20 protein-coding genes are annotated in these 18,810 nt (G+C 57.0%); 3 read left to right on the top strand and 17 right to left on the bottom strand.

What is annotated here, in order from left to right:
* Positions 1-5: 5 nt before the first annotated feature.
* The 7 genes from prmA to cutA form a co-directional block, all read right to left on the bottom strand.
* A complete protein-coding gene (prmA, locus tag V7Z75_RS07750; protein WP_334108033.1) occupies positions 6-893 on the bottom strand; it encodes a 50S ribosomal protein L11 methyltransferase in 888 nt (295 codons plus the stop codon).
* Positions 893-2,242 (bottom strand): acetyl-CoA carboxylase biotin carboxylase subunit, encoded by a 1,350-nt coding sequence (gene accC / locus V7Z75_RS07755; RefSeq protein ID WP_334108034.1) that lies wholly within the window; start codon positions 2,240-2,242, stop codon positions 893-895. The genes prmA and accC overlap by 1 nt, the downstream gene beginning before the upstream one ends.
* 11 nt (positions 2,243-2,253) lie before the next feature.
* Positions 2,254-2,715, bottom strand: a complete 462-nt coding sequence (accB, locus tag V7Z75_RS07760; RefSeq protein ID WP_334108035.1) for an acetyl-CoA carboxylase biotin carboxyl carrier protein — start codon at positions 2,713-2,715, stop codon at positions 2,254-2,256.
* A 29-nt stretch (positions 2,716-2,744) separates the two neighbouring features.
* Complete coding sequence (gene aroQ, locus V7Z75_RS07765) at positions 2,745-3,203, bottom strand: type II 3-dehydroquinate dehydratase (RefSeq protein WP_334108036.1); 459 nt, start codon at positions 3,201-3,203, stop codon at positions 2,745-2,747.
* 104 nt (positions 3,204-3,307) lie between these two features.
* Positions 3,308-3,892 (bottom strand): TlpA family protein disulfide reductase, encoded by a 585-nt coding sequence (locus V7Z75_RS07770; RefSeq protein WP_334108037.1) that lies wholly within the window; start codon positions 3,890-3,892, stop codon positions 3,308-3,310.
* The gene (gene dsbD, locus V7Z75_RS07775) at positions 3,870-5,735 is read right to left on the bottom strand and encodes a protein-disulfide reductase DsbD (RefSeq protein ID WP_334108038.1); all 1,866 of its coding nucleotides are present in this window, start codon (positions 5,733-5,735) and stop codon (positions 3,870-3,872) included. Before dsbD ends, V7Z75_RS07770 begins: the two co-directional genes overlap by 23 nt.
* Positions 5,732-6,079: a divalent-cation tolerance protein CutA gene (cutA, locus tag V7Z75_RS07780; RefSeq protein ID WP_334108039.1), complete on the bottom strand. Its 348-nt coding sequence runs from the start codon at positions 6,077-6,079 to the stop codon at positions 5,732-5,734. Before cutA ends, dsbD begins: the two co-directional genes overlap by 4 nt.
* On the opposite strand from cutA, the gene V7Z75_RS07785 reads away from it, so the two are divergent.
* Together V7Z75_RS07785 and V7Z75_RS07790 are read left to right on the top strand one after the other, a co-directional pair.
* Complete coding sequence (locus V7Z75_RS07785; RefSeq protein WP_334108040.1) at positions 6,078-6,536, top strand: FxsA family protein; 459 nt, start codon at positions 6,078-6,080, stop codon at positions 6,534-6,536. The two genes, cutA and V7Z75_RS07785, sit on opposite strands and share 2 nt — an antisense overlap.
* Positions 6,537-6,598: 62 nt before the next feature.
* Positions 6,599-7,627, top strand: a complete 1,029-nt coding sequence (locus V7Z75_RS07790) for a CDP-6-deoxy-delta-3,4-glucoseen reductase (protein ID WP_334108041.1) — start codon at positions 6,599-6,601, stop codon at positions 7,625-7,627.
* 90 nt (positions 7,628-7,717) lie between these two features.
* Here V7Z75_RS07790 and V7Z75_RS07795 read toward each other — a convergent pair whose 3' ends face one another.
* The 6 genes from V7Z75_RS07795 to V7Z75_RS07820 all read right to left on the bottom strand — a co-directional run bounded on the left by V7Z75_RS07795 (position 7,718) and on the right by V7Z75_RS07820 (position 13,510).
* Complete coding sequence (locus V7Z75_RS07795; protein WP_334108042.1) at positions 7,718-8,899, bottom strand: heme biosynthesis HemY N-terminal domain-containing protein; 1,182 nt, start codon at positions 8,897-8,899, stop codon at positions 7,718-7,720.
* Positions 8,899-9,993 (bottom strand): uroporphyrinogen-III C-methyltransferase, encoded by a 1,095-nt coding sequence (locus V7Z75_RS07800; protein ID WP_334108043.1) that lies wholly within the window; start codon positions 9,991-9,993, stop codon positions 8,899-8,901. Before V7Z75_RS07800 ends, V7Z75_RS07795 begins: the two co-directional genes overlap by 1 nt.
* Entirely contained in the window at positions 9,986-10,765 is a 780-nt protein-coding gene (locus tag V7Z75_RS07805; protein WP_334108044.1) for a uroporphyrinogen-III synthase, read from the bottom strand. Before V7Z75_RS07805 ends, V7Z75_RS07800 begins: the two co-directional genes overlap by 8 nt.
* Positions 10,758-11,690, bottom strand: a complete 933-nt coding sequence (hemC, locus tag V7Z75_RS07810) for a hydroxymethylbilane synthase (protein WP_334108045.1) — start codon at positions 11,688-11,690, stop codon at positions 10,758-10,760. The genes V7Z75_RS07805 and hemC overlap by 8 nt, the downstream gene beginning before the upstream one ends.
* 78 nt (positions 11,691-11,768) lie before the next feature.
* Positions 11,769-12,515 (bottom strand): LytR/AlgR family response regulator transcription factor, encoded by a 747-nt coding sequence (locus V7Z75_RS07815; RefSeq protein WP_334108046.1) that lies wholly within the window; start codon positions 12,513-12,515, stop codon positions 11,769-11,771.
* Positions 12,512-13,510, bottom strand: coding sequence for a sensor histidine kinase (locus tag V7Z75_RS07820; RefSeq protein WP_334108047.1), 999 nt, complete (start codon positions 13,508-13,510; stop codon positions 12,512-12,514). The genes V7Z75_RS07815 and V7Z75_RS07820 overlap by 4 nt, the downstream gene beginning before the upstream one ends.
* An 81-nt stretch (positions 13,511-13,591) precedes the next feature.
* Here V7Z75_RS07820 and argH point away from each other — a divergent pair, with 81 nt between their 5' ends.
* On the top strand, positions 13,592-14,998 hold the full coding sequence (argH, locus tag V7Z75_RS07825; protein WP_334108048.1) for an argininosuccinate lyase: 1,407 nt from the start codon (positions 13,592-13,594) through the stop codon (positions 14,996-14,998).
* Positions 14,999-15,077: 79 nt separating this feature from the next.
* Here the strand turns inward: argH and V7Z75_RS07830 are convergent, their stop codons facing one another.
* From V7Z75_RS07830 to rdgB, 4 genes are all read right to left on the bottom strand, one after another.
* Positions 15,078-16,652 carry a GGDEF domain-containing protein gene (locus tag V7Z75_RS07830; protein WP_334108049.1) on the bottom strand — a complete coding sequence of 525 codons (1,575 nt, stop codon included), beginning with the start codon at positions 16,650-16,652 and terminating at the stop codon, positions 15,078-15,080.
* 141 nt (positions 16,653-16,793) lie between these two features.
* Entirely contained in the window at positions 16,794-17,987 is a 1,194-nt protein-coding gene (gene hemW / locus V7Z75_RS07835; protein ID WP_442919900.1) for a radical SAM family heme chaperone HemW, read from the bottom strand.
* The gene (locus tag V7Z75_RS07840; protein ID WP_334108050.1) at positions 17,974-18,207 is read right to left on the bottom strand and encodes a hypothetical protein; all 234 of its coding nucleotides are present in this window, start codon (positions 18,205-18,207) and stop codon (positions 17,974-17,976) included. Before V7Z75_RS07840 ends, hemW begins: the two co-directional genes overlap by 14 nt.
* Positions 18,204-18,809 carry an RdgB/HAM1 family non-canonical purine NTP pyrophosphatase gene (gene rdgB, locus V7Z75_RS07845; RefSeq protein ID WP_334108051.1) on the bottom strand — a complete coding sequence of 202 codons (606 nt, stop codon included), beginning with the start codon at positions 18,807-18,809 and terminating at the stop codon, positions 18,204-18,206. Before rdgB ends, V7Z75_RS07840 begins: the two co-directional genes overlap by 4 nt.
* Position 18,810: the final 1 nt, after the last annotated feature.

Consider the following 18,810-nt stretch of genomic DNA (forward strand, 5'->3'; position numbering starts at 1 on the left):
AAGGGTTACCTTCTGGTACCGGTGAGCAGCACCCAGCTATCCATGAACGTGGGTGGGCTCATATCGAACCATTCCTGGTAAATGGCGCTGACCTGTTCCGCCTGCTCGCGCAAGATGCCGGAAAGCGCGATTTTTCCGCCGCTGCGGGCTGCGCGAGCTAATGCGGGAGCTAAAATCGAAAGTGCGCTGGACAGGATATTGGCCACGACGATATCGAATTGTCCGCCGGGCAGGTCATTGGCCAGGTAGAAGTTGGTATCGGTCTGGTTCTGCTCTGCGTTATAGATGCTGGACTGGATGGCTTGGCTGTCGATGTCCACGCCGATGACGTTACCGGCTCCCAGTTTACGGGCGGCGATGGCAAGAATGCCGGAGCCGCAGCCATAATCCAGCACACTGGCACCAGACGTGACAGCATCTGCCAGCCAGCTCAGACACAGGTGCGTGGTCGGGTGGCTTCCTGTGCCGAAGGCCAGACCTGGATCCAGCACAATATTGAGCGCGTCCGGGTTGGGCGCATCGTGCCAGGAAGGGACGATCCAGAGATCATCGCGAATCCTGATCGGGTCAAACTGGGATTGCGTGGCGCGCACCCAGTCCTGCTCAGCGATGGCCTCAGTAGTGAACTGGAATTCCGCAATGCCGGTGGCTGCGCCCAATTCCTGCAGGATTGCTTCCAGATCGGCATCTTCATTGAACAGGGCGCTAACGACATTCTGCTGCCAGATGCCGGGCGGAGGGTCGCCCGGCTCACCGAAAATGGGTTGCTCGTCCGGTGTTTCGGCATTGGCGTCCTCAATGCTGGCAGAGAGGGCGCCAAGTTCCATCAGGGTATCGCTCAGCAGTTCGGCATTATTGTCCTGCGCCTCGATTTTTAATGAAATCCAGCCCATTACTTGGATGCAATGCCGAGTTTATGCTCCAGGTAATGGATGCTGGTGCCACCCTGGTGGAAAGCCGCATCGGATAGGAGTTCCTTATGCAGCGCGACATTGGTCTTGATGCCTTCAATCACCATTTCAGACAAGGCGATCTGCATGCGCGCAATCGCCTGCTCGCGCGTATCGCCGTAGGCGATCAGCTTGCCGATCATGGAATCGTAGTTTGGCGGCACCATGTAGCCCTGATAGGCGTGGGTATCGACGCGAATGCCGGGACCGCCCGGCATATGGAAGGTGGTGATGCGGCCAGGGGATGGCACAAAATTGAACGGATCTTCCGCATTGATGCGGCACTCGATGGAGTGGCCTGCCAGCTTGACGTCCTTTTGCTTGATACTGAGCTTTTCGCCCGCGGCAATCAGGATTTGCTGCACGACGATATCGATGCCAGTCACCATTTCGGTGACGGGATGTTCCACCTGCACGCGGGTATTCATCTCGATAAAGTAGAATTCGCCGTTTTCGTAAAGGAACTCGAAGGTGCCCGCGCCGCGGTAATTGATGCGCTTGCAGGCTTCGGTGCAGGCAGTGCCGATCTTTTCACGCAGTGCGGGCGTGATGCCGAAGGCAGGCGCTTCTTCCAGCACCTTCTGATGGCGACGCTGCATGGAGCAGTCGCGCTCACCCAAGTATATGGCATTGCCGTGCTGGTCAGCCAGCACCTGGATCTCGATATGGCGTGGCTGCTCCAGGAATTTCTCCATGTAGACCATGGGGTTGCCGAATGCGGCTTGCGCTTCGGCCTTGGTCATGTTGACCGCGCTCAGCAGGGCGGCTTCGGTATGCACGACGCGCATGCCGCGTCCGCCGCCGCCGCCAGCTGCCTTGATGATGACCGGGTAGCCAATCTCCTTGGCGATGCGCAGGTTTTCATCCGCGTCATCTGAAAGTGCGCCGTCCGAGCCGGGCACGCACGGCACGCCCGCCGCCTTCATTGTGTCCTTTGCGCTGACCTTGTCGCCCATCAGGCGGATGGTCTCGGCGCGCGGGCCGATGAAGGTGAAGCCGCTTTGCTCGACGCGCTCGGCGAAATCGGCATTCTCCGAGAGGAAGCCATAGCCGGGATGGATGGCTTCCGCATCCGTGACTTCGGCAGCGCTGATCACAGCGGGAATGTTCAGATAGCTTTGACCGGAAGGGGCAGGCCCTATGCAGACCGATTCGTCCGCGAGCTTGACGTATTTGGCTTCGCGATCGGCTTCGGAGTGCACCGCGACTGTCTTGATACCGAGTTCGCGGCAGGCACGTTGTACGCGCAGGGCGATTTCCCCTCGGTTGGCGATGAGGACTTTATCAAACATGGAGTGGGTTCCTAGCCAATGATGAACAGCGGTTCACCGTATTCCACGGGCTGGCCGTTTTCGACCAGAATAGCCTTGATCACGCCGGACTTGTCGGCTTCGATCTCATTCAGGAGCTTCATGGCTTCGATGATGCACAGTGTATCACCGGCGCTGACGCTGCTGCCGACATCAACGAATGGCTTGGCATCAGGGGAGGACGCGCGGTAGAAGGTGCCGACCATGGGTGATTTAACCACATGTCCTTCGATGACGGGTTCAGTGCTGGCCGCTTCGCTTGCAAGCGTTGCCGGGGCGGTCGCCAGGGGTGCCGCAGGTGCTGCCATATAAGGTTGGGCAAATTGAATGGGGGCTTGTCCGCCAGCGATATGGCGCGAGATGCGTACTTTTTCCTCGCCTTCGGTAAGTTCCAGCTCGGAAATGCCGGATTCTTCGACCAGATCGATCAGTTTCTTCAGTTTGCGTAAATCCATGGTTGACCTCTCGGTGTATTGGGTGCCGTTCAGGCACGGGTAATGTGGTTGATGGCGTAATCCAGTGCCAGTAAATATCCGCGAGCTCCCAGGCCACTGATGACGCCGACTGCGAGATCGGAAAAATAAGAGTGGTGACGGAAAGGTTCGCGGGCGTAGATATTTGAAAGATGAACTTCGATAAACGGTATCTTCACGGCAGCCAATGCGTCGCGCAAGGCTACCGAGGTATGGGTGAAGGCGGCAGGATTGATGATAATGAAATCCACCGGGGCGTGCGCCAGCGTATGGATTTTCTCTATCAACGCAGCCTCATGGTTGCTCTGGCAGATATCAATGGAAATTCCGGCCGCCGCAGCATGTTGCGTCAATTGGCGATTGATATCTTCCAATGTGTTCGAACCGTAATGATTGGGTTCGCGCAACCCCAGCAAATTCAGGTTGGGTCCATGCAATACCAGTACGGATTTCGAAGATGATTGAGTCATGGAAGGGGCGTAGTTGATCGCCAATTTAACTGGAATGGGCGAAATTTTGCCGTAATTTTGGGTATTTTGTCTAGAGAATTGACGAAATTTAGAGAACTTGTCTGCTATTTATCTTCCGAAAGTGCAGCTTTAAGAGTCTCTGCCAGTAAGGATTTGGTGATGCGGCCAAAGTAGCTTTTGAGGATTTTACCGTCCGGCCCAATGATGACGGTATGGGGAACAACGCTGTTGATATTGCCCAGGGAGGTGCTGAGTGCCATGCCCTCGATATCTGCAGAAAGCAACGGGTAGGGTATGGGAGTATGCTGAGAGAAAGCCTGCATGGTATGCAGGTTATCCAGTGAAATACCCAGAACGGTTAGTTTGCCAGCATATTCCTGCGCCAGTGCGGCCAGTTCTGGCATTTCCTCGCGGCACGGGGCGCACCAGGTCGCCCAAAAGTTGACTACAAGCAATTGCCCTTGCCATTGGGCCAGGCTTTGCGTTTGCTGATCTAGGTCTGTCACTTGGCTGGCAAAGAATGGTGCAGTGGAGGCATAGACATCGACTGGTTGCGCCAGTCTGGGCTTGGTAGCAAATTGCTGGAGCAGCAGCATGGCTGCTGCAATCGCCAGGGCAAAAATGATGAAGCCGCCCTTGCTTAAACCGGACTTATTCTTGCCGGGATTATTCTGGTTTGATGTTTGCATGAGTGGACTTGGCTGCATTCAATGAAACAAGGAAGCGGCTACTGTTCTGATAGCCGATCACGGTGTGGTGCTTGAGCTCCTCTCCCTGGCCATCGAAAAAGATGATCCCGGGCGGGCCGAACAGGCCGAAGCGCTTGAGCAAGGCTTGGTCGTCCGCATCATTGGCGGTGACATCGGCTTGCAATAGCACGAAATCCTGCAGGGATGCGCGCACTTCAGTATCAGTGAAGGTGAATTGCTCCATCTCCTTGCAGGAAGCGCACCAGTCTGCATAAAAGTCCAGCATGACCGGTTTGCCGGGATTCTGGCGCAATACTTGGTCCAGATCAGTCACGGTTTTGATGCGCTGGAATGGCAGGCTGGTGGCCTGGGCATGATTCAGAGTGAGTCCTTCCAATGGTCGCAATGGTGTCCTGGCGCCGGAAACAGCGCCGATCACCTGGGCAATGCCGACGATCAACATGAGAATGGCGATGCCCTTCCAGAAGCGATGCCAGGCCGTGGCTGTCTCAGGCAAGTGGTCCAGGGCATGCATGAAGATGGCGGGTACGATAAGCAGGGCGCCCCAGGTCAGTAATTGCACACTGATAGGCAGCAAGGGGGAAACAATCCACAAAGCGACCGCCAGCATGAACACGCCAAAAGCCTGGCGGATGGCCACCATCCATGGCCCGGCCTTGGGCAGTAGCGTCCCAGCAGAAGCGCCAACGAGCAGCAGGGGAATGCCCATGCCGACCGACATGGAGAACAGGGCGGTGGCGCCCAGCGCGACGTCCTGGGTTTGTCCGATATAGATCAATGCACCTGCCAGCGGCGCGGCGACGCAGGGGCTGACGATCAGGGCGGAGAGGATGCCCATTACAAAAACGCCAATCAGGCGTCCGCCCGGCAGGCGGCTGCTGGTTTGCGCCAGGCGGTTTTCCAGCGTAGCGGGCAGTTTCAGTTCATAGAAACCGAACATGGAAAGCGCTAGCAGGACAAAGACCAGGCCGCTTGCACCCAGCACCCAGGCATTCTGCAGGGCAGAACTCAGCAATTGCCCGGAAAGGCCGGCTGCGACCCCGGCAATGGTGTAGCTGAATGCCATGCCCAGGGTATAGGCCAGTGAAAGCCGAAAGGTATGCCAGCGGCTTTTGCGCTGACTGCCGACAATGATGCCGGAAAGGATGGGGATCATCGGCAGCATGCAAGGCGTCAGCGAGAGCAGCAGGCCGAAACCGAAGAAGCCCGCGATAATCAACAGCAGGCTGCCTTGCGACAGAAGGCTGGCCGCCTGATCATGTTCGCCTTGTGGTTGGGCCGTAGTTGAACCTGCCGGTTTGCTAACGGTCGGAAGCAGGGAGCCAAGTTCGAAGAACTGTTGCCGAGGCGGGTAGCACAAGCCTTTTTCGCTGCAGCCCTGATAGCTCGCCTTGATCCTGATATTGCCAGCCGGCAATGTGGACAATACTAGGCGCATATCGGCGATAAAGTTGTGATGGAATACCTCGGTGCGGCCAAAGGTTGGGTCCTGCTTCCAGTCGCCTTGCGGCAGGCTGAGATTGTTCACTTTGTGGTCGGCAGGCTCCAGCTCAAACTTGATCCTGTCCTTGTAGAGATAATGCCCCGGCGCAATCTTGAAGGCTGCCTGCAGATGATCTGCATCAATTAATTCGACCTGGAGCTTGAAAGCCTGCTCTGGCGGCAGAATATTATCCTGGTCGCTGCCAAGAAAGGCGCTACGTCCCTGGCTTAGCCATTCGCCAAGTTGGCTGCTACCGGTCGCATAGGCCATGCCGGTGCCGCCCAGCAACATGCAGAGTAACAGGAAAAATGATAAGCAGCGCTGCAGTGTCGGGTTCAAGCCTGGGTTTCCTGGTGTAGCCATGTAAGATAGGCGGGGAAACCGCCCGTGATTGGGACATGGATGATCTCGGGAAGTTCGTAAGGGTGCAGCTCCCGGATGGCTTGCTCGAGTTCGGCATAGCGTTCGGCGGTGGTCTTGATCAGCAATGGTATTTCCGTTGCGGTTTCTACCTTGCCCTGCCACTGGTAACAGGATTGGCAAGAGGCAAGCATGTTGACACAGGCGGCCAGTTTTCTGCTGACAAGCGCGTGTGCAATGGTTTCAGCGCTATCCTGGTCCGGCATATTGGTCAGGACCAGGATAGCGGAATTGTTTTCTGATGATGGAGATTGAGTATTCATGCGTGTTCTTTTCCTTTTACTGATTTTACTCGCATTCCCGATAGCTGAGATATGGGTGCTGGTGGAATTGGCTGCAAGGTATGGCTGGCTGGTGCTGGCATATTTGATCGTGATGGGGATATTGGGTTGGCGGCTTGTGCAGGATGAGAAGCTCATGATGATGGGGCGTATGGCGCAAACGTTGCAAGCTGGCGGCACACCTTTGCGCGCTGTATTCGGCAGCGCCAAAAACCTGCTGGCAGGCGTGTTGCTCATGATTCCAGGCGTGATCAGCGATGCGATTGCAGTTATTTTGCTGCTACTACCAGGTGGCGGGAAATTGGAGCAGGCAGCTAATGATGAAGAGTTCGTTTCACGTGAAACCACGGAGCAATTTCAGTCGCAATATCGCAGCGAACCTGGCGCAGGCCGCTCGAATGGAGACGTGATCGAGGGCGAGTACCGTCGCGAGGACTAGCTCTATGCTAGACTAATACGATTTTTCGGCCAAATGGCTGCGATGCATAGAGTCAGAAAACCATGTCTTTTCAAGTCATTATCAAGCCCAGTGATCGCGTATTCGAGGTGGAGGATGGTAGTACTGTCCTGGATGCCGCGATTGATGCCGGTATCAACCTGCCTTACGGATGTCGCAATGGTACCTGTGGCGCCTGCAAGGGGCAGGTGCTCGCGGGCGAAGTGAGCTATGGCGAGTATTTCGACAGCGCGCTCAGTGAAGATGAAAAGAAAGTTGGCAAGGCGCTGTTTTGCTGTGCCCAGCCTTTAACCGACCTGGTGATCGAGTGCCGCGAAGTGGAAGGCGAAGGTATTCCGCCGCGCATCCTGACTGTGCGGGTGGAAAAGCTGGAAAAGCTTTCCCATGATGTCATGGGCATGACACTGAAGCTGCCAAGCAATGAGCGCATGCAGTTCATGGCGGGTCAGTATATCGAGTTCCTGCTCAATGACGGCAGACGCCGCGCATTTTCGCTGGCGAACGCGCCGCATGATGACCGCTTCATCGAACTGCATATGCGGTTGGTGGCAAGTGGACAATTTACCCAGTATGTCTTCAATGAAATGCAGGAAAAAACCATCCTGCGTATCGAGGGGCCTTTCGGTACATTCTTCCTGCGCGAGGAAAGCACGCGCCCGGTCATCTTGGTGGCCGGCGGCACCGGTTTTGCGCCGGTAAAGGGGATTGTTGAGCATGCATTGCGCCAGGGACTCAAGCGGCCCATGACCTTGTATTGGGGCGCGCGAACCCTGGAGGACCTCTACATGGATGAGTTGCCGCGGCAATGGGCGGCAGAGAACCGCTTGTTCCGCTATATTCCCGTGTTGTCGGCGCCTGAGCCGGAAGATGGCTGGCTGGGGCGTACTGGTTTGGTGCACGAGGCAGTATTGGAGGATTACCCGGATATGAGCGCTTATCAGGTGTATTGCTGCGGAGCGCCGCAGATGGTGGATGTGGCGCATCGTGATTTCCAGCGCCACGGCTTGCCGAAAGGGGAGTTTTTCTCTGATGCCTTTACCTTTGCCAATCCTGTGGCGAAGATCCCAGCTTAGCGCAGATATCTATATTTGCCAGCGGGGCTGCCATAGACTTTGCTGAATAACCGGCTAAGCATTGGCGTTCCGCTAGTCAGGGCTTCTGGATTACTTGTTATCTTCACAAGCCTGCACACTCAGACGATAGTGGCGATTCGCGGCATCGGTTTCGCCGCGGTTATCCAACAGGCGCGCCAGCGTGAGATGGGCTTCAGCGCAAGGTTGCACGCTGATGCTGGCTTCCAGGTAACTTTGGGCCTTGCCCCACAGCTCAAGGCGCATGCACATCTTGCCCAGCGCCAATAGGAGTTTCGCATCCTGCTCATGACTCAACAGCCAGTGTTCCGCCTGTTGCAATTGCTTTTGAGGGTTGGTGCTGGCGCAATCCCCTAACTTGGCTGCCAGCTCGCTGTCCCATTCCCGGGTCAGGCTCATTTCCAGTACTTCCTGCGCCTGGTTGCCTGCATTGAGGCGAATAAAGGCATCCGCGGCCAGCTTGGCAATGCGCGTATTGAGCTTGTCCTCCGCTGGCACTCTCTTCCAGTAGTTCATAAGTGTATTCAGATTGTGTCCATGGCGTTCAATCAGGTGCTGATGCGCCTGCAGGCGGATTTCGCGAGCTTGCCAGCTTTCCATGCCGTCATGTTTCTCAAGCTGTTGCAGCAGTACCAAAACCTGTTCCCAGTTATTAAGGCGCAACTGTACTTTCAACTCCAGCCGCAAGGCGGGAATGAAACGGTGTTCTATCTTCTCGATCTGCTGCAGTACATCCAGCGCCTGGCTGTAGAGGCGGTCGTCCAGCAGTAGTTCTGCCTGTAATAGCAACCGGGCGACTTCTGCATCCGGAGCAAGGCGTTCTGCTTCTGCCAGATAGTAGTCACGCTGGCCTTTTTGCTTGAGCTTGTGTGAGGCGCGCGCGGCAATCAAGGCAGTGAGGCTCGGGTCTTCGCCCAGGTCCAGGGCTTTTGAGGCGGATTTCTGCGCAATCTGATAGCGCCCCTGGCTCAAGGCATGCAATGCTTCCAGCAGAGAAGCATGACCGAGGCGGATGCGGCGGTTTTCCTTGTAGGCGCGTACATTGGCAGGCAAGTCGCGTGCGTAATGGATAAAACGCAACAGCAGATGCAATGAGGCAAAAGCCAGGACGACCAGGATAAGCAACAGGTTTAGCGACAGCTCCAGGCGGTAAGGCGGTCGCACGATCAGTACGTAACCCTCATTATTGCCCACAAGCAGGGAGACACCGATAGCCAGTGCCAATATCAGCAATATCCAGATCAATACACGCACTATTGGCCTCGCTCCAGGTTGTTGCGGTCATGGGCGCGCTCCGAGTTACTCGCGCGCTCCAGTGTCAGCTTGTATTGGCTGGCCAGACCCTGGGTTTCGGAAATATCAGGTAGCTGGATGACGATGCTGCTGGCGGAGAGCTGTTTCAGGGTATCCAGTGCTGCTGTCGTGCTTTGCTCACGTAGGTCAAAATAACTTTTGATCCATTGTTCTGCCTGTTGCAGGTCTGCGCGGTAGGTATTTTCGTCGCGTTGCAGTAGCGCAATTCTGGCACCCAGCAGGCGTAGCTTGAGGTTCTCACGCAGGAAGAAGGTCTGGTCAGGCGCCAGTAGAGGCGGCTCGGGGCGGTCAACCCGTTCCAGGCGGATCATGTGCTTGAGGTCATCCCAGACTTCGCGAGCCAGCTTGCGGAAGGAGCTTTCTTCCGCCATGGCGGCTTCCGGGATGGAGGTTTTAGGGTGACGGTCGCTCACCAATGGCAAAGTAGTGGCACTTTCCATCAGGTTCTCCAGCTTGAGGCTGATGCCGATGGAATCCACCTGCGGTAATTCCTGCAAGCGCTGGATATCCTTGCCGATGGCCTTGCGTAATTGTACGGCAGGCACGCTATTCATGGGTTGCAGGCGTGAGTCCGCAGTCTGCAATGCCAGCAGCGCAGGCTTGATGTTGCCTGCCAGCTGTAATTGCTGGTTGGCGATGAGCAGTAATTGTTCAACCTCAGCGATCACGCGTTCGTCATGATTGTTGACCAGTTCCAGATAGAGCGTCTGCAAGGCTTCCTGTTGGTCGCGCGATTCCGCCAATTGCTGTTCCAGGCGGATGATGCGGCTGTTGGCCTCTGTGCTGCGCTCGTCTGCATTCTTGGATAGCGCCAGGCTTTGCTGGTTGGTGCCGTTGAATTGCTCCAGGCGTTGCGACAGGGATTGTTCCAACGTGCCGAAGCGGTGGCGAGTATCCAGCCATTGCCAGGAAAGAAAGGCGATGGCACCAATCGCCAGCAACAGAGCCAGCCATGCCAGCGAAGAAGGCTTACGCCTAGTATCTGCGGGTGCCGATGAGATTGTCTGGATTTCAGGTGATTGTTGTTCAGTCATGATTTACTTCACTTAAACATTGCAGCATGGCTTCGTCCCCAGGCGCGGCAGCAACTTGCACATGCAGGCCCAGGCGGGATGGCAGTTCGGCGATACGGGCATGGTTAACACATATTCTGATATCCCGTAGCCATTCTGCGCTGCCATTGTCGGTCATGGCAAGCAGGTGGCGCATGGCTTCGCTGCTGGTAACCACAATGGTATCCAATTGCCCATTGTGCCATAGCCGTTGTAATTTTCCTGTATCTGTTTGCGGGTTGATGCGGCGATAGCATTCGGCGAAGCACACTTCCGCGCCCCGGCTGCGCAGGGTGTCCGCGATCAGCTCGCGGCCACCGATGCCGCGTACGATCATGACGCGCTGGTCACGTACCGATTGCATTTCCGGCAGCGCCAGCAATGCTTCACTGTCGAAGCGCTGCGCTGGCTGCAGGATATTCGTAACGCCATATTGCACGAGTTCAGCCGCAGTGACCGGCCCGATAGCGACGCACCTGGGCTTGGCGGGCCATTGCACAAATTTCGCCTGCAGCCTGGGCATAGAGTACTGCACGGCGTTAGAGCTGATGAAAATCAGCCAGTCCTGTACTGATACATCATCCAGTAACTGTTCAAACACGCTGTAGTCTTGTAGCGGCGCGATTTCAAGCAAGGGAAAGCTGATGGACTGGCCGCCAGCTTCTTCAATCAGGCGAGTCAGGCGCGCAGCTTGTTCAACTGGCCGCGTGATGGCGATATGGCGGCCAGCGAGATTGGTTGCAGGTTCAGTCATTGGCAAGCGCGGCCAGGATGCGGTCCGCGCCGCGCGCGATCAGCTTGGTCGCCAATGCCTGGCCCAGCGCTTCTGGCTTGGTGGCTGGACCTTGCGCGGATTCCCGCAACAATTCCTTGCCGTCGATACTGGCGACAAAGCCCGTTATGTGCAGCGTATCGCCCTCCTGCTGCGCGAAAGCGCCCAAAGGCACCTGGCAACTGCCAGCCAGCGCGCGGCTCATACCGCGTTCGGCTTCCACACAGGCGGCAGTGATGGCGTGGTTGAGCGGCGCCAATATTTCCAGCAGGTCGGCACGTTCGGCGTTGATTTCGATACCCAGCGCGCCCTGGCCCACGGCGGGGATGCTCTTGTCCTGGTCTATGGCTTCGCGGATGCGCGATTCCAGTCCCAATCGCTTGAGTCCTGCTGCTGCCAGGATGATGGCGGCATATTGGCCTTCGTCCAGCTTGCGCAGCCGGGTTTGCAGGTTGCCGCGCAGCGACTCTATCTTGAGCGTAGGAAAGCGTGCCTGCAGCTGGCTTTGACGGCGCAGGCTGGAAGTGCCGACCACGCTGCCTGCAGGCAGCGCTTCTAGGCTGGCGAAATCGTTGGAGACGAAAGCATCGCGCGGATCCTCGCGCTCGCTGATCGCCGCCATGGCGAAGCCGGGCGGCAGATGCATGGGCACATCTTTCATGGAATGCACGGCAAGGTCGGCGCGTCCGTCTGCGAGCGCCTGCTCCAGTTCCTTGACGAACAGGCCCTTGCCGCCGATGCGAGCCAGCGGGGAATCCAGGATCTGATCGCCTGTGGTTGTCATGCCGAGGATGGTGACTTCGGTTTGCGGGTACAAGGCTTGCAGACGGCTCTGGATATGTTGCGCCTGCCACATGGCCAAAGCGCTTTCGCGCGAGGCAATCACCAGTTTCTTGGGAATGTTCATTAGTGCGTGCGGGTTGGGCGTGTGCTGCGCAACCGGTTCGTTATCGAAACCGGCATTCTAGCATAGGGTCTTTTCAGCCTAATGTGCGGAAAGCTTGCGTAGCAGATGGTATTGCCGCCGACTGACGGCAATGGTTTCCGGGATGTCCTTGAGCAGAGCGTGCCATCCGCTTTCGCCGTCGGTTTCGCGCTTTTCATAGCCTGTTATGCTGGACTGCGCGACGAGGCAATTGCGATGCAGGCGCAGAAACAACGGCCCCAGTTCTTGCTCCAGCGCCGTGAGGGATTCCTCGATCAGGTATTCTCCATAGCGCGTGCGCAGGGTGACATACTTGAGTTCAGCGCGCAGATAGGCGACCTCATGCACCGGGATAAGCAGGATGCGGCCGTGGTCGCTAACGCTGAAATGGGTGCGGACGCGCTGTAATGGGCGCAGCGCCTCTATCTGCGCGGGCAAGAGCACGCGTGCCTTGTGCAGGGCCGCGGCCAGCCTTTCCTGGCGGATGGGCTTGAGCAGGTAATCTACGGCATTCATCTCAAACGCCTGGATGGCATAGCCATCGAAAGCTGTGGTGAAGATGATGGCGGGCGGCAGAGCAAGCTTCTGCGCATGGCCTGCGGCCTCGATGCCGTCCATGTTGGGCATGCGGATATCCAGCAGCAGGACATGCGGTTTGAGTTGTTGCGTGAGCTCGAGCGCCTCATTACCGTGCCTGGCTTCTCCCACCAGCTTCACGCCCGGGATATCGGCAAGCAGCTCGCGCAGGCGGTTACGGGCGGGCGGCTCGTCGTCGGCAATGACGACATCGAGGGTCGGGGTGCTCATGCAGCAGGCCTGTGGCGGTAGGGAATGACGATATGCACGCTGTAGCCGTCATCGTTCCGGACGATATTGAGGCTGGCTTCGGCATCGAAATGCAATTGCAGCCGCTCGCGGATATTGTCGAGCGCCATGCGGTTGCCCTGGTGGTGGCTGATACCTGGCTGATAAGGGTTGTGCAGGTGAATGTGTAGCCCGTTGCGCGTGCTGCTGAGCTCGATGGTGATGGTGCCGCCTTCCGATAGCGGTTCTATGCCGTGATATACCGCGTTTTCCAACAACGGTTGCAGGACGAGCGGAGGAATCAGGGCATCTTGCGGCATATTCTCCACTTGCCAATCAATATTGAGGCGATTCTCCAGGCGCAGTTTCTCCAATGCTAAATATTGTCGACACAAGGCCAGCTCCTGCGCCAGCGGCACCAGTTCGCGGTTGTCAGCCATCAGGACGCGGAACAGGTCGGCCATATCCATCAAGGCGGTTTCCGCCTGCTTGCTGTCGCTGCGGACAATGGAGAGCACGGCATTGATGCTGTTGAACAGGAAATGCGGGCGTATCCTGGCTTGTAATGCCTGCAGCCGTGCCTCGGCGAGTGCGGGCGCCAGCGCGCGCTGGCGCAGATGCAGGTAGAGCAGGGTGATGGAGGCGATGCAGATGGCGAGAATGACGGTGCGCAAAGGATGGCCGGGCAGGTTGATGTTCAACAGCGATATGGCAATGGCGTGGGCCAACAGGCTGAACAGGGCGGGCAGTGTCAGCACCACTAAGTAGCCGCCAGCCGGGTTCAGCCGGGCCAGCCATGGCTGCAATAGATACAGGGCCAGCAGGCTAAGCAGCAGCACCGGCTGTATGAAGGCGCACCAGCGCGTGAACTCTGGCAGCCATTCTCCCAGCGTGGCGCTGGCCGCCAGCGCGGCAAACAGGCCCAGCAGGTTGACGGCGATGAGGATGCGCAGGCAGATGCCCAGGTTGCGGAAGTCGGGCAATTTCGCTGAACGCATGGCAAATTGCTTTATAATAGGCATATTTAGCGCACTATTTTTCACACTTTATTCAATCACGTGAGTCCATCACGCAGCATCATGACAGAAAAGTCCAATCACTTGAACCAAACCTCCTCCAAGACCTGGTCCGGCCGCTTCAATGAACCCGTGGCTGAACTGGTCAAGCAATATACCGCTTCCGTGGGCTTCGACTACCGGTTGGCCGAATACGATATCCAGGGTTCGCTGGCGCACTCCCGCATGCTGGGTGCGCAGGGCATCATCAGCCAGGAGGACGTGGCCAGGATAGAGCAGGGCCTGAACGAGATTCTGGAAGAAATCCGCAGGGGCGAATTCATTTGGCTGCTCGACCTGGAGGATGTGCATCTTAATATCGAAAAGCGCCTGACGGACAAGATCGGCGACGCGGGTAAGCGCTTGCATACTGGCCGCTCGCGCAACGACCAGGTCGCTACCGATATCCGCCTCTGGCTGCGCGCCATGGTGGACGATGCCGTCGGCCGCATCCGCAAATTGCAGGCTTCGCTGGTGGAGCTCGCGGAACAGCATGCCGATACCGTGATGCCCGGCTTCACGCATTTGCAGGTGGCGCAGCCCGTGACCTTCGGTCATCACCTGCTGGCGTATTTCGAGATGCTGCAGCGCGATGCGGAACGCCTGATTGATGCCCGCAAACGCATCAATCGTCTGCCGCTAGGCGCGGCGGCGCTGGCAGGTACCAGCTATCCCATAGATCGCGAGCGCGTCGCGCATGAGCTCGGTTTCGAGGCGCTGTGCGAAAACTCGCTGGACGCGGTATCCGACCGTGATTTTGCGATTGAATTCACCGCGGCGGCGGCATTGATCATGACGCATTTGTCGCGACTATCGGAAGAGCTGATCCTGTGGTCCAGTCCGCGCTTCGGCTTTATCGACATTGCCGACCGCTTCTGCACCGGCTCCTCCATCATGCCGCAGAAGAAGAATCCCGACGTGCCGGAGCTGGTGCGCGGCAAGACCGGGCGCGTCAACGGTCACCTCGTGGCTTTGCTGACTTTGATGAAAAGCCAGCCGCTGGCCTACAACAAGGATAACCAGGAGGACAAGGAACCCTTGTTCGACACAGTGGACACCCTGCTGGTAACGCTGGAAATCTATGCAGATATGCTGCGCGGCATCAAGGTCAACAAGGATGCCATGCGCCTGGCGGCGGCGGAAGGCTTTGCCACTGCTACCGACCTGGCGGATTATCTAGTGAAGAAAGGCATGCCGTTCCGTGATGCGCATGAGGTAGTGGCATTGACAGTGCGCCATGCCGTGGAGCAGGGTTGCGACCTGTCAGACCTGCCTTTGGCGCAATTGCAGCAGTTCAGTGCGCAGATTGGGGAAGACGTATATCAGGTGCTGACGCTGGAAGGGTCGCTGGCCAGCCGCAACCATCGCGGCGGCACGGCACCTAGCCAAGTTCGGGAAGCCTTGATACGCGCAAGGAAGCTACTGGACTAAAACGGTGCTGGAGTGAGAGTGAGTTGAAAAGCCCCGCATTGCGGGGCTTTTTCTTTCTCATGATTGACTATATTCATGACTACTGCGGCGATGGTTGCATGGTGCTGGCGCCTACTACCCGGTTGCGGCCACTGTTTTTTGCCACGTACAAGGCGTGGTCTATGCGTCCGATCAGGGAGTCCGCAGATTCACCCGTCTCGCGCTCCGCTACTCCGGCGCTGAAGGTAATCAGAACATGGCTGTCGTTGTGCAGGAAGATGTTGCGCGTCAATTCGCGTTGTGCTCGCGTAATCACGCTGATTGCATCTTTTTCCACGGTACCAGGCAAGAGGATGATGAATTCCTCGCCGCCGTACCGCGCGATCACATCCGTGGTGCGTAGTGATTCCTTGATTACGGAAGCAAGATGGGCCAACGCATGATCGCCAGTCGTGTGGCCCAAGGTATCGTTGATTTGCTTGAAATGGTCGATATCCATCATGGCGATACTGAGCGGCATGCCAAACCGGTCTGCCCGCTGGAATTCCCGCAATAATGCTTCATCCATCCCGCGGCGGTTCAGGGTACCGGTCAGGTGGTCTTCAAATGCAATCTCATTGATATGATCGAGCTGCAAGGTGAGTTCGTAGATCTGCTTTTCGGCTTCGCGAATCCTGGTCTGGGTTTCCACGATTTTGTCATGTGAATGCTGCGTAAGGGTGCTGATAATCTGGGTGTCCTCAAGCAGGCGGGTCACCACCTCATTGAGCGCCCGTATATCATCGCTATGGCTGATTTCCTCGCGATAATGCTGCAGCTTGGCCTGGTAGTCATCGGTGGCTACCGTGACTTCAGCTAGTTGCGTGACAAAGATTTCTGCCATTTTTTTCAGTGTCTTCTTGGCTTCGATCAGCCCTGGCCGGAATTGCCCCTGCATGAAAATGAGGTCCTGCAGGGTGTCTTCTGCCTTGGATAACGAATCTATGCTCAATGGCTGGCTAAGCGTTTCGCGCACAGTCGCAATCGGGCCTTGTAACCAATGCTCTTCCTCAGCCAGGGTTTCCAGGCTGACGATCAGCATGCGCAATAGCTGTAGCAGTTGCAATTGCAGTTGGCCCTGCCCATCCAGGTGCATTTCCAGGCTGAACAGGATTTCCTTCAGGATAGATTCCAGCGCCAGAATATCTTTCCGGCCCTCAGCTTGCCGTGCGGATTGCAGCAGGGCAGTAGCACGGGCATGGACTTCGGGCAAATCCTTGAGTTGAGGGAGCACGACCAAGTCCAGTGTCTTGATCAGCATGTTGCGCCAGAGCGTGACGACATCAGACGGCGCATTGAATTCAGGCTGGATGGCCTGGGCTTCCTGCGAGTTGACAGGCGTGGATAGGATGGCGAGTAATTGCCGTAGCGGAGTTTCCAGATCTGGCCATTCCTGTTTTTCAATCTGCGTCAGGAGACTATTGATTTCCAGGCGGTAGGAGGGTTGCCGGATACCAATTTCCGTCAGGAGCTTGTGCAGTAATTGTCCGAGGGCAAAGGAGTTGTCGACGGCAGACTGACCGTTGATGGTGTTATAAACCTTGCGATAGTTATCGGGTGTGGGCGCTATTCGGCTTTTTGAAAGCTGGAGCAGGGTTTGTCGTGCGGTTTCAACGGCTTTTTTATGTTGATCCATGGCTGACCCAAATTATATTCATTTTCTCAGGGGGGCTTGTGTCGCAGGCAAGTGCTTCTCGCCTAGCTACATTCTGCTCTCAGAACCGCTACATTGTAATACAGAGAATGTCTTACAAAATAAACTTGCAACTTCGAATTATCAGTCAAGGAATAGTTGCAACAGTTCGTTGAGGAAGCGTTGGCCGAGCTGGGTAGGGGCAATATATTCCGGGCCAAGGTGCAATAGGCTCTTGTCGGCAGCCTGCTGTAAGGTGGCGGAGATGCTCTCCAGGGCAAGGCCGGTGCGCAATTCAAACAATGATGGCTCAAAGCCGCAGGTCAGCCGCAATGCGTTCATCATGAACTCGAAAGGCAGTTCATCCTGCGGAATGGACCATAGATTGTCTGCTGCATTGCCGCGCATGGAGTGATCAAGATAGCGCTTGGGGTGCTTGTGGCGCGTTTCGCGCGTGATGCGGTCGTGAAAGCTTAGCTTGCTGTGCGCACCCGCGCCTATGCCAAGATAATCCCCGAACAACCAGTAGTTGCGGTTGTGGCGGCATTGGCGGCCCTGTTGCGCGAAGGCCGAGGTTTCGTAATGATTATAGCCGTGCTGGGCAAGCAGCTCTTCAATCGCTTCCTGCATGCTGGCGCTGGCGTCGTCATCGGGCAGTGCTGGCGGGGTGCGGTGGAACGGCGTGTTGGGTTCCAGCGTCAGGTGGTAGAAGGACAGGTGCGCGGGCCGCAGTTCACAGGCGCGCCTGGCATCGGCCAGAGCATGCTCCAGGCTTTGGCCGGGAAGGGCATACATGACGTCCAGATTTACGGCGTCAAAAATATCCAGCGCCAACTCAGCGGCAGCCACAGCCTGGGCTTCGTCATGGATGCGTCCCAGTTTTTGTAAATAAGCGCTGTCGAAACTCTGGATGCCGAGCGAGAGACGGTTGACGCCCGCGGCGCGGTAGCCCTTGAAATGCGCTGCATCAACGGTGCCGGGGTTGGCTTCCATGGTGATTTCGCAATCCACGCCAAGCGGCACCAGCGCCCGCACATTGCTCAGAATACGGTCTATGGCTTCCGGCGAAAACAGGCTGGGCGTGCCGCCGCCGAAGAAAATGCTGTGTACGCGGCGGCCCCAGATGCGCGGCACCGATTGTTCCAGGTCGGCGATCAACGCATCGACGTAGGCGGTCTCGGGGATTTCGCCGCGCGACTCATGGGAGTTGAAGTCGCAATACGGGCATTTGCGCACGCACCAGGGGATGTGGATATAAAGCGATAACGGGGGCGGCTGGGTGGGCGCGGAGGAAACGACGTCTTCTGCTTGCGCCGCCGGCGTGTCAATCGCCTTGATTTCGATGGACGTGCTGATAGGGGTTCACCAATTCATCAATCAGGCGGTGCAAGGCTTCGCGCATCTGCGGTTCCGACACTTCCATGAGCAGGCCGTCTTCCAGCGCGTCCTGCGCGATCTGCTTGATCTCATCGAAGTTCTCGGTCATGACCTTGACCTTTTCCGTGCAGGAAACGACGCTGCCGTCGTCCCGCACCCATTTGGGCCAGTTACCGCTCATGAGGCTAATTTCTCCAATTGCTGCACCAGCTTGCTCAGCGCATGGCCGCGGTGGCTGATGCGGTTCTTGATCTCGGCAGCCAACTCGGCGGCGGTCTGGCTGGTTTTGACATCCAGGAACAAGGGGTCGTAGCCAAAGCCGCCGCTGCCGCGCGGCGCGGTCAATATTTCGCCTTGCCAGATGCCTTCTGCGATCAACGGTTGCGGATCGTCCGCATGGCGCACCAGCACCATGACGCAATAGTAATACGCATGGCGGTCATGCAGCCCTGCCAGGCTCTGCAGCAGTTTCTCGTTGTTGCGCACGTCGGATTTTGGTTCTCCGGCATAGCGAGCGGAATACACGCCTGGCGCGCCCTGCAGCGCGTTGACACAAATGCCGGAATCATCCGCCAGTGCGGGCAGGCCGGTATGGCGGCTGGCATGGCGCGCCTTGGCGAGAGCATTCTCGATAAAGGTGACGAAAGGCTCTTCCGCTTCCGGCACATTGAAGGCGGATTGCGGGATGACCTCGATGGCAAGCGGCGCCAGCAAGGCCTGGATTTCCTTCAGCTTGCCCTGGTTGCCGCTGGCGATCACCAGTTTCTGGAAAGGCATGCCCATG

This window comes from Methylobacillus sp. (assembly GCF_036844465.1).
Classification (GTDB): Bacteria; Pseudomonadota; Gammaproteobacteria; order Burkholderiales; family Methylophilaceae; genus Methylobacillus.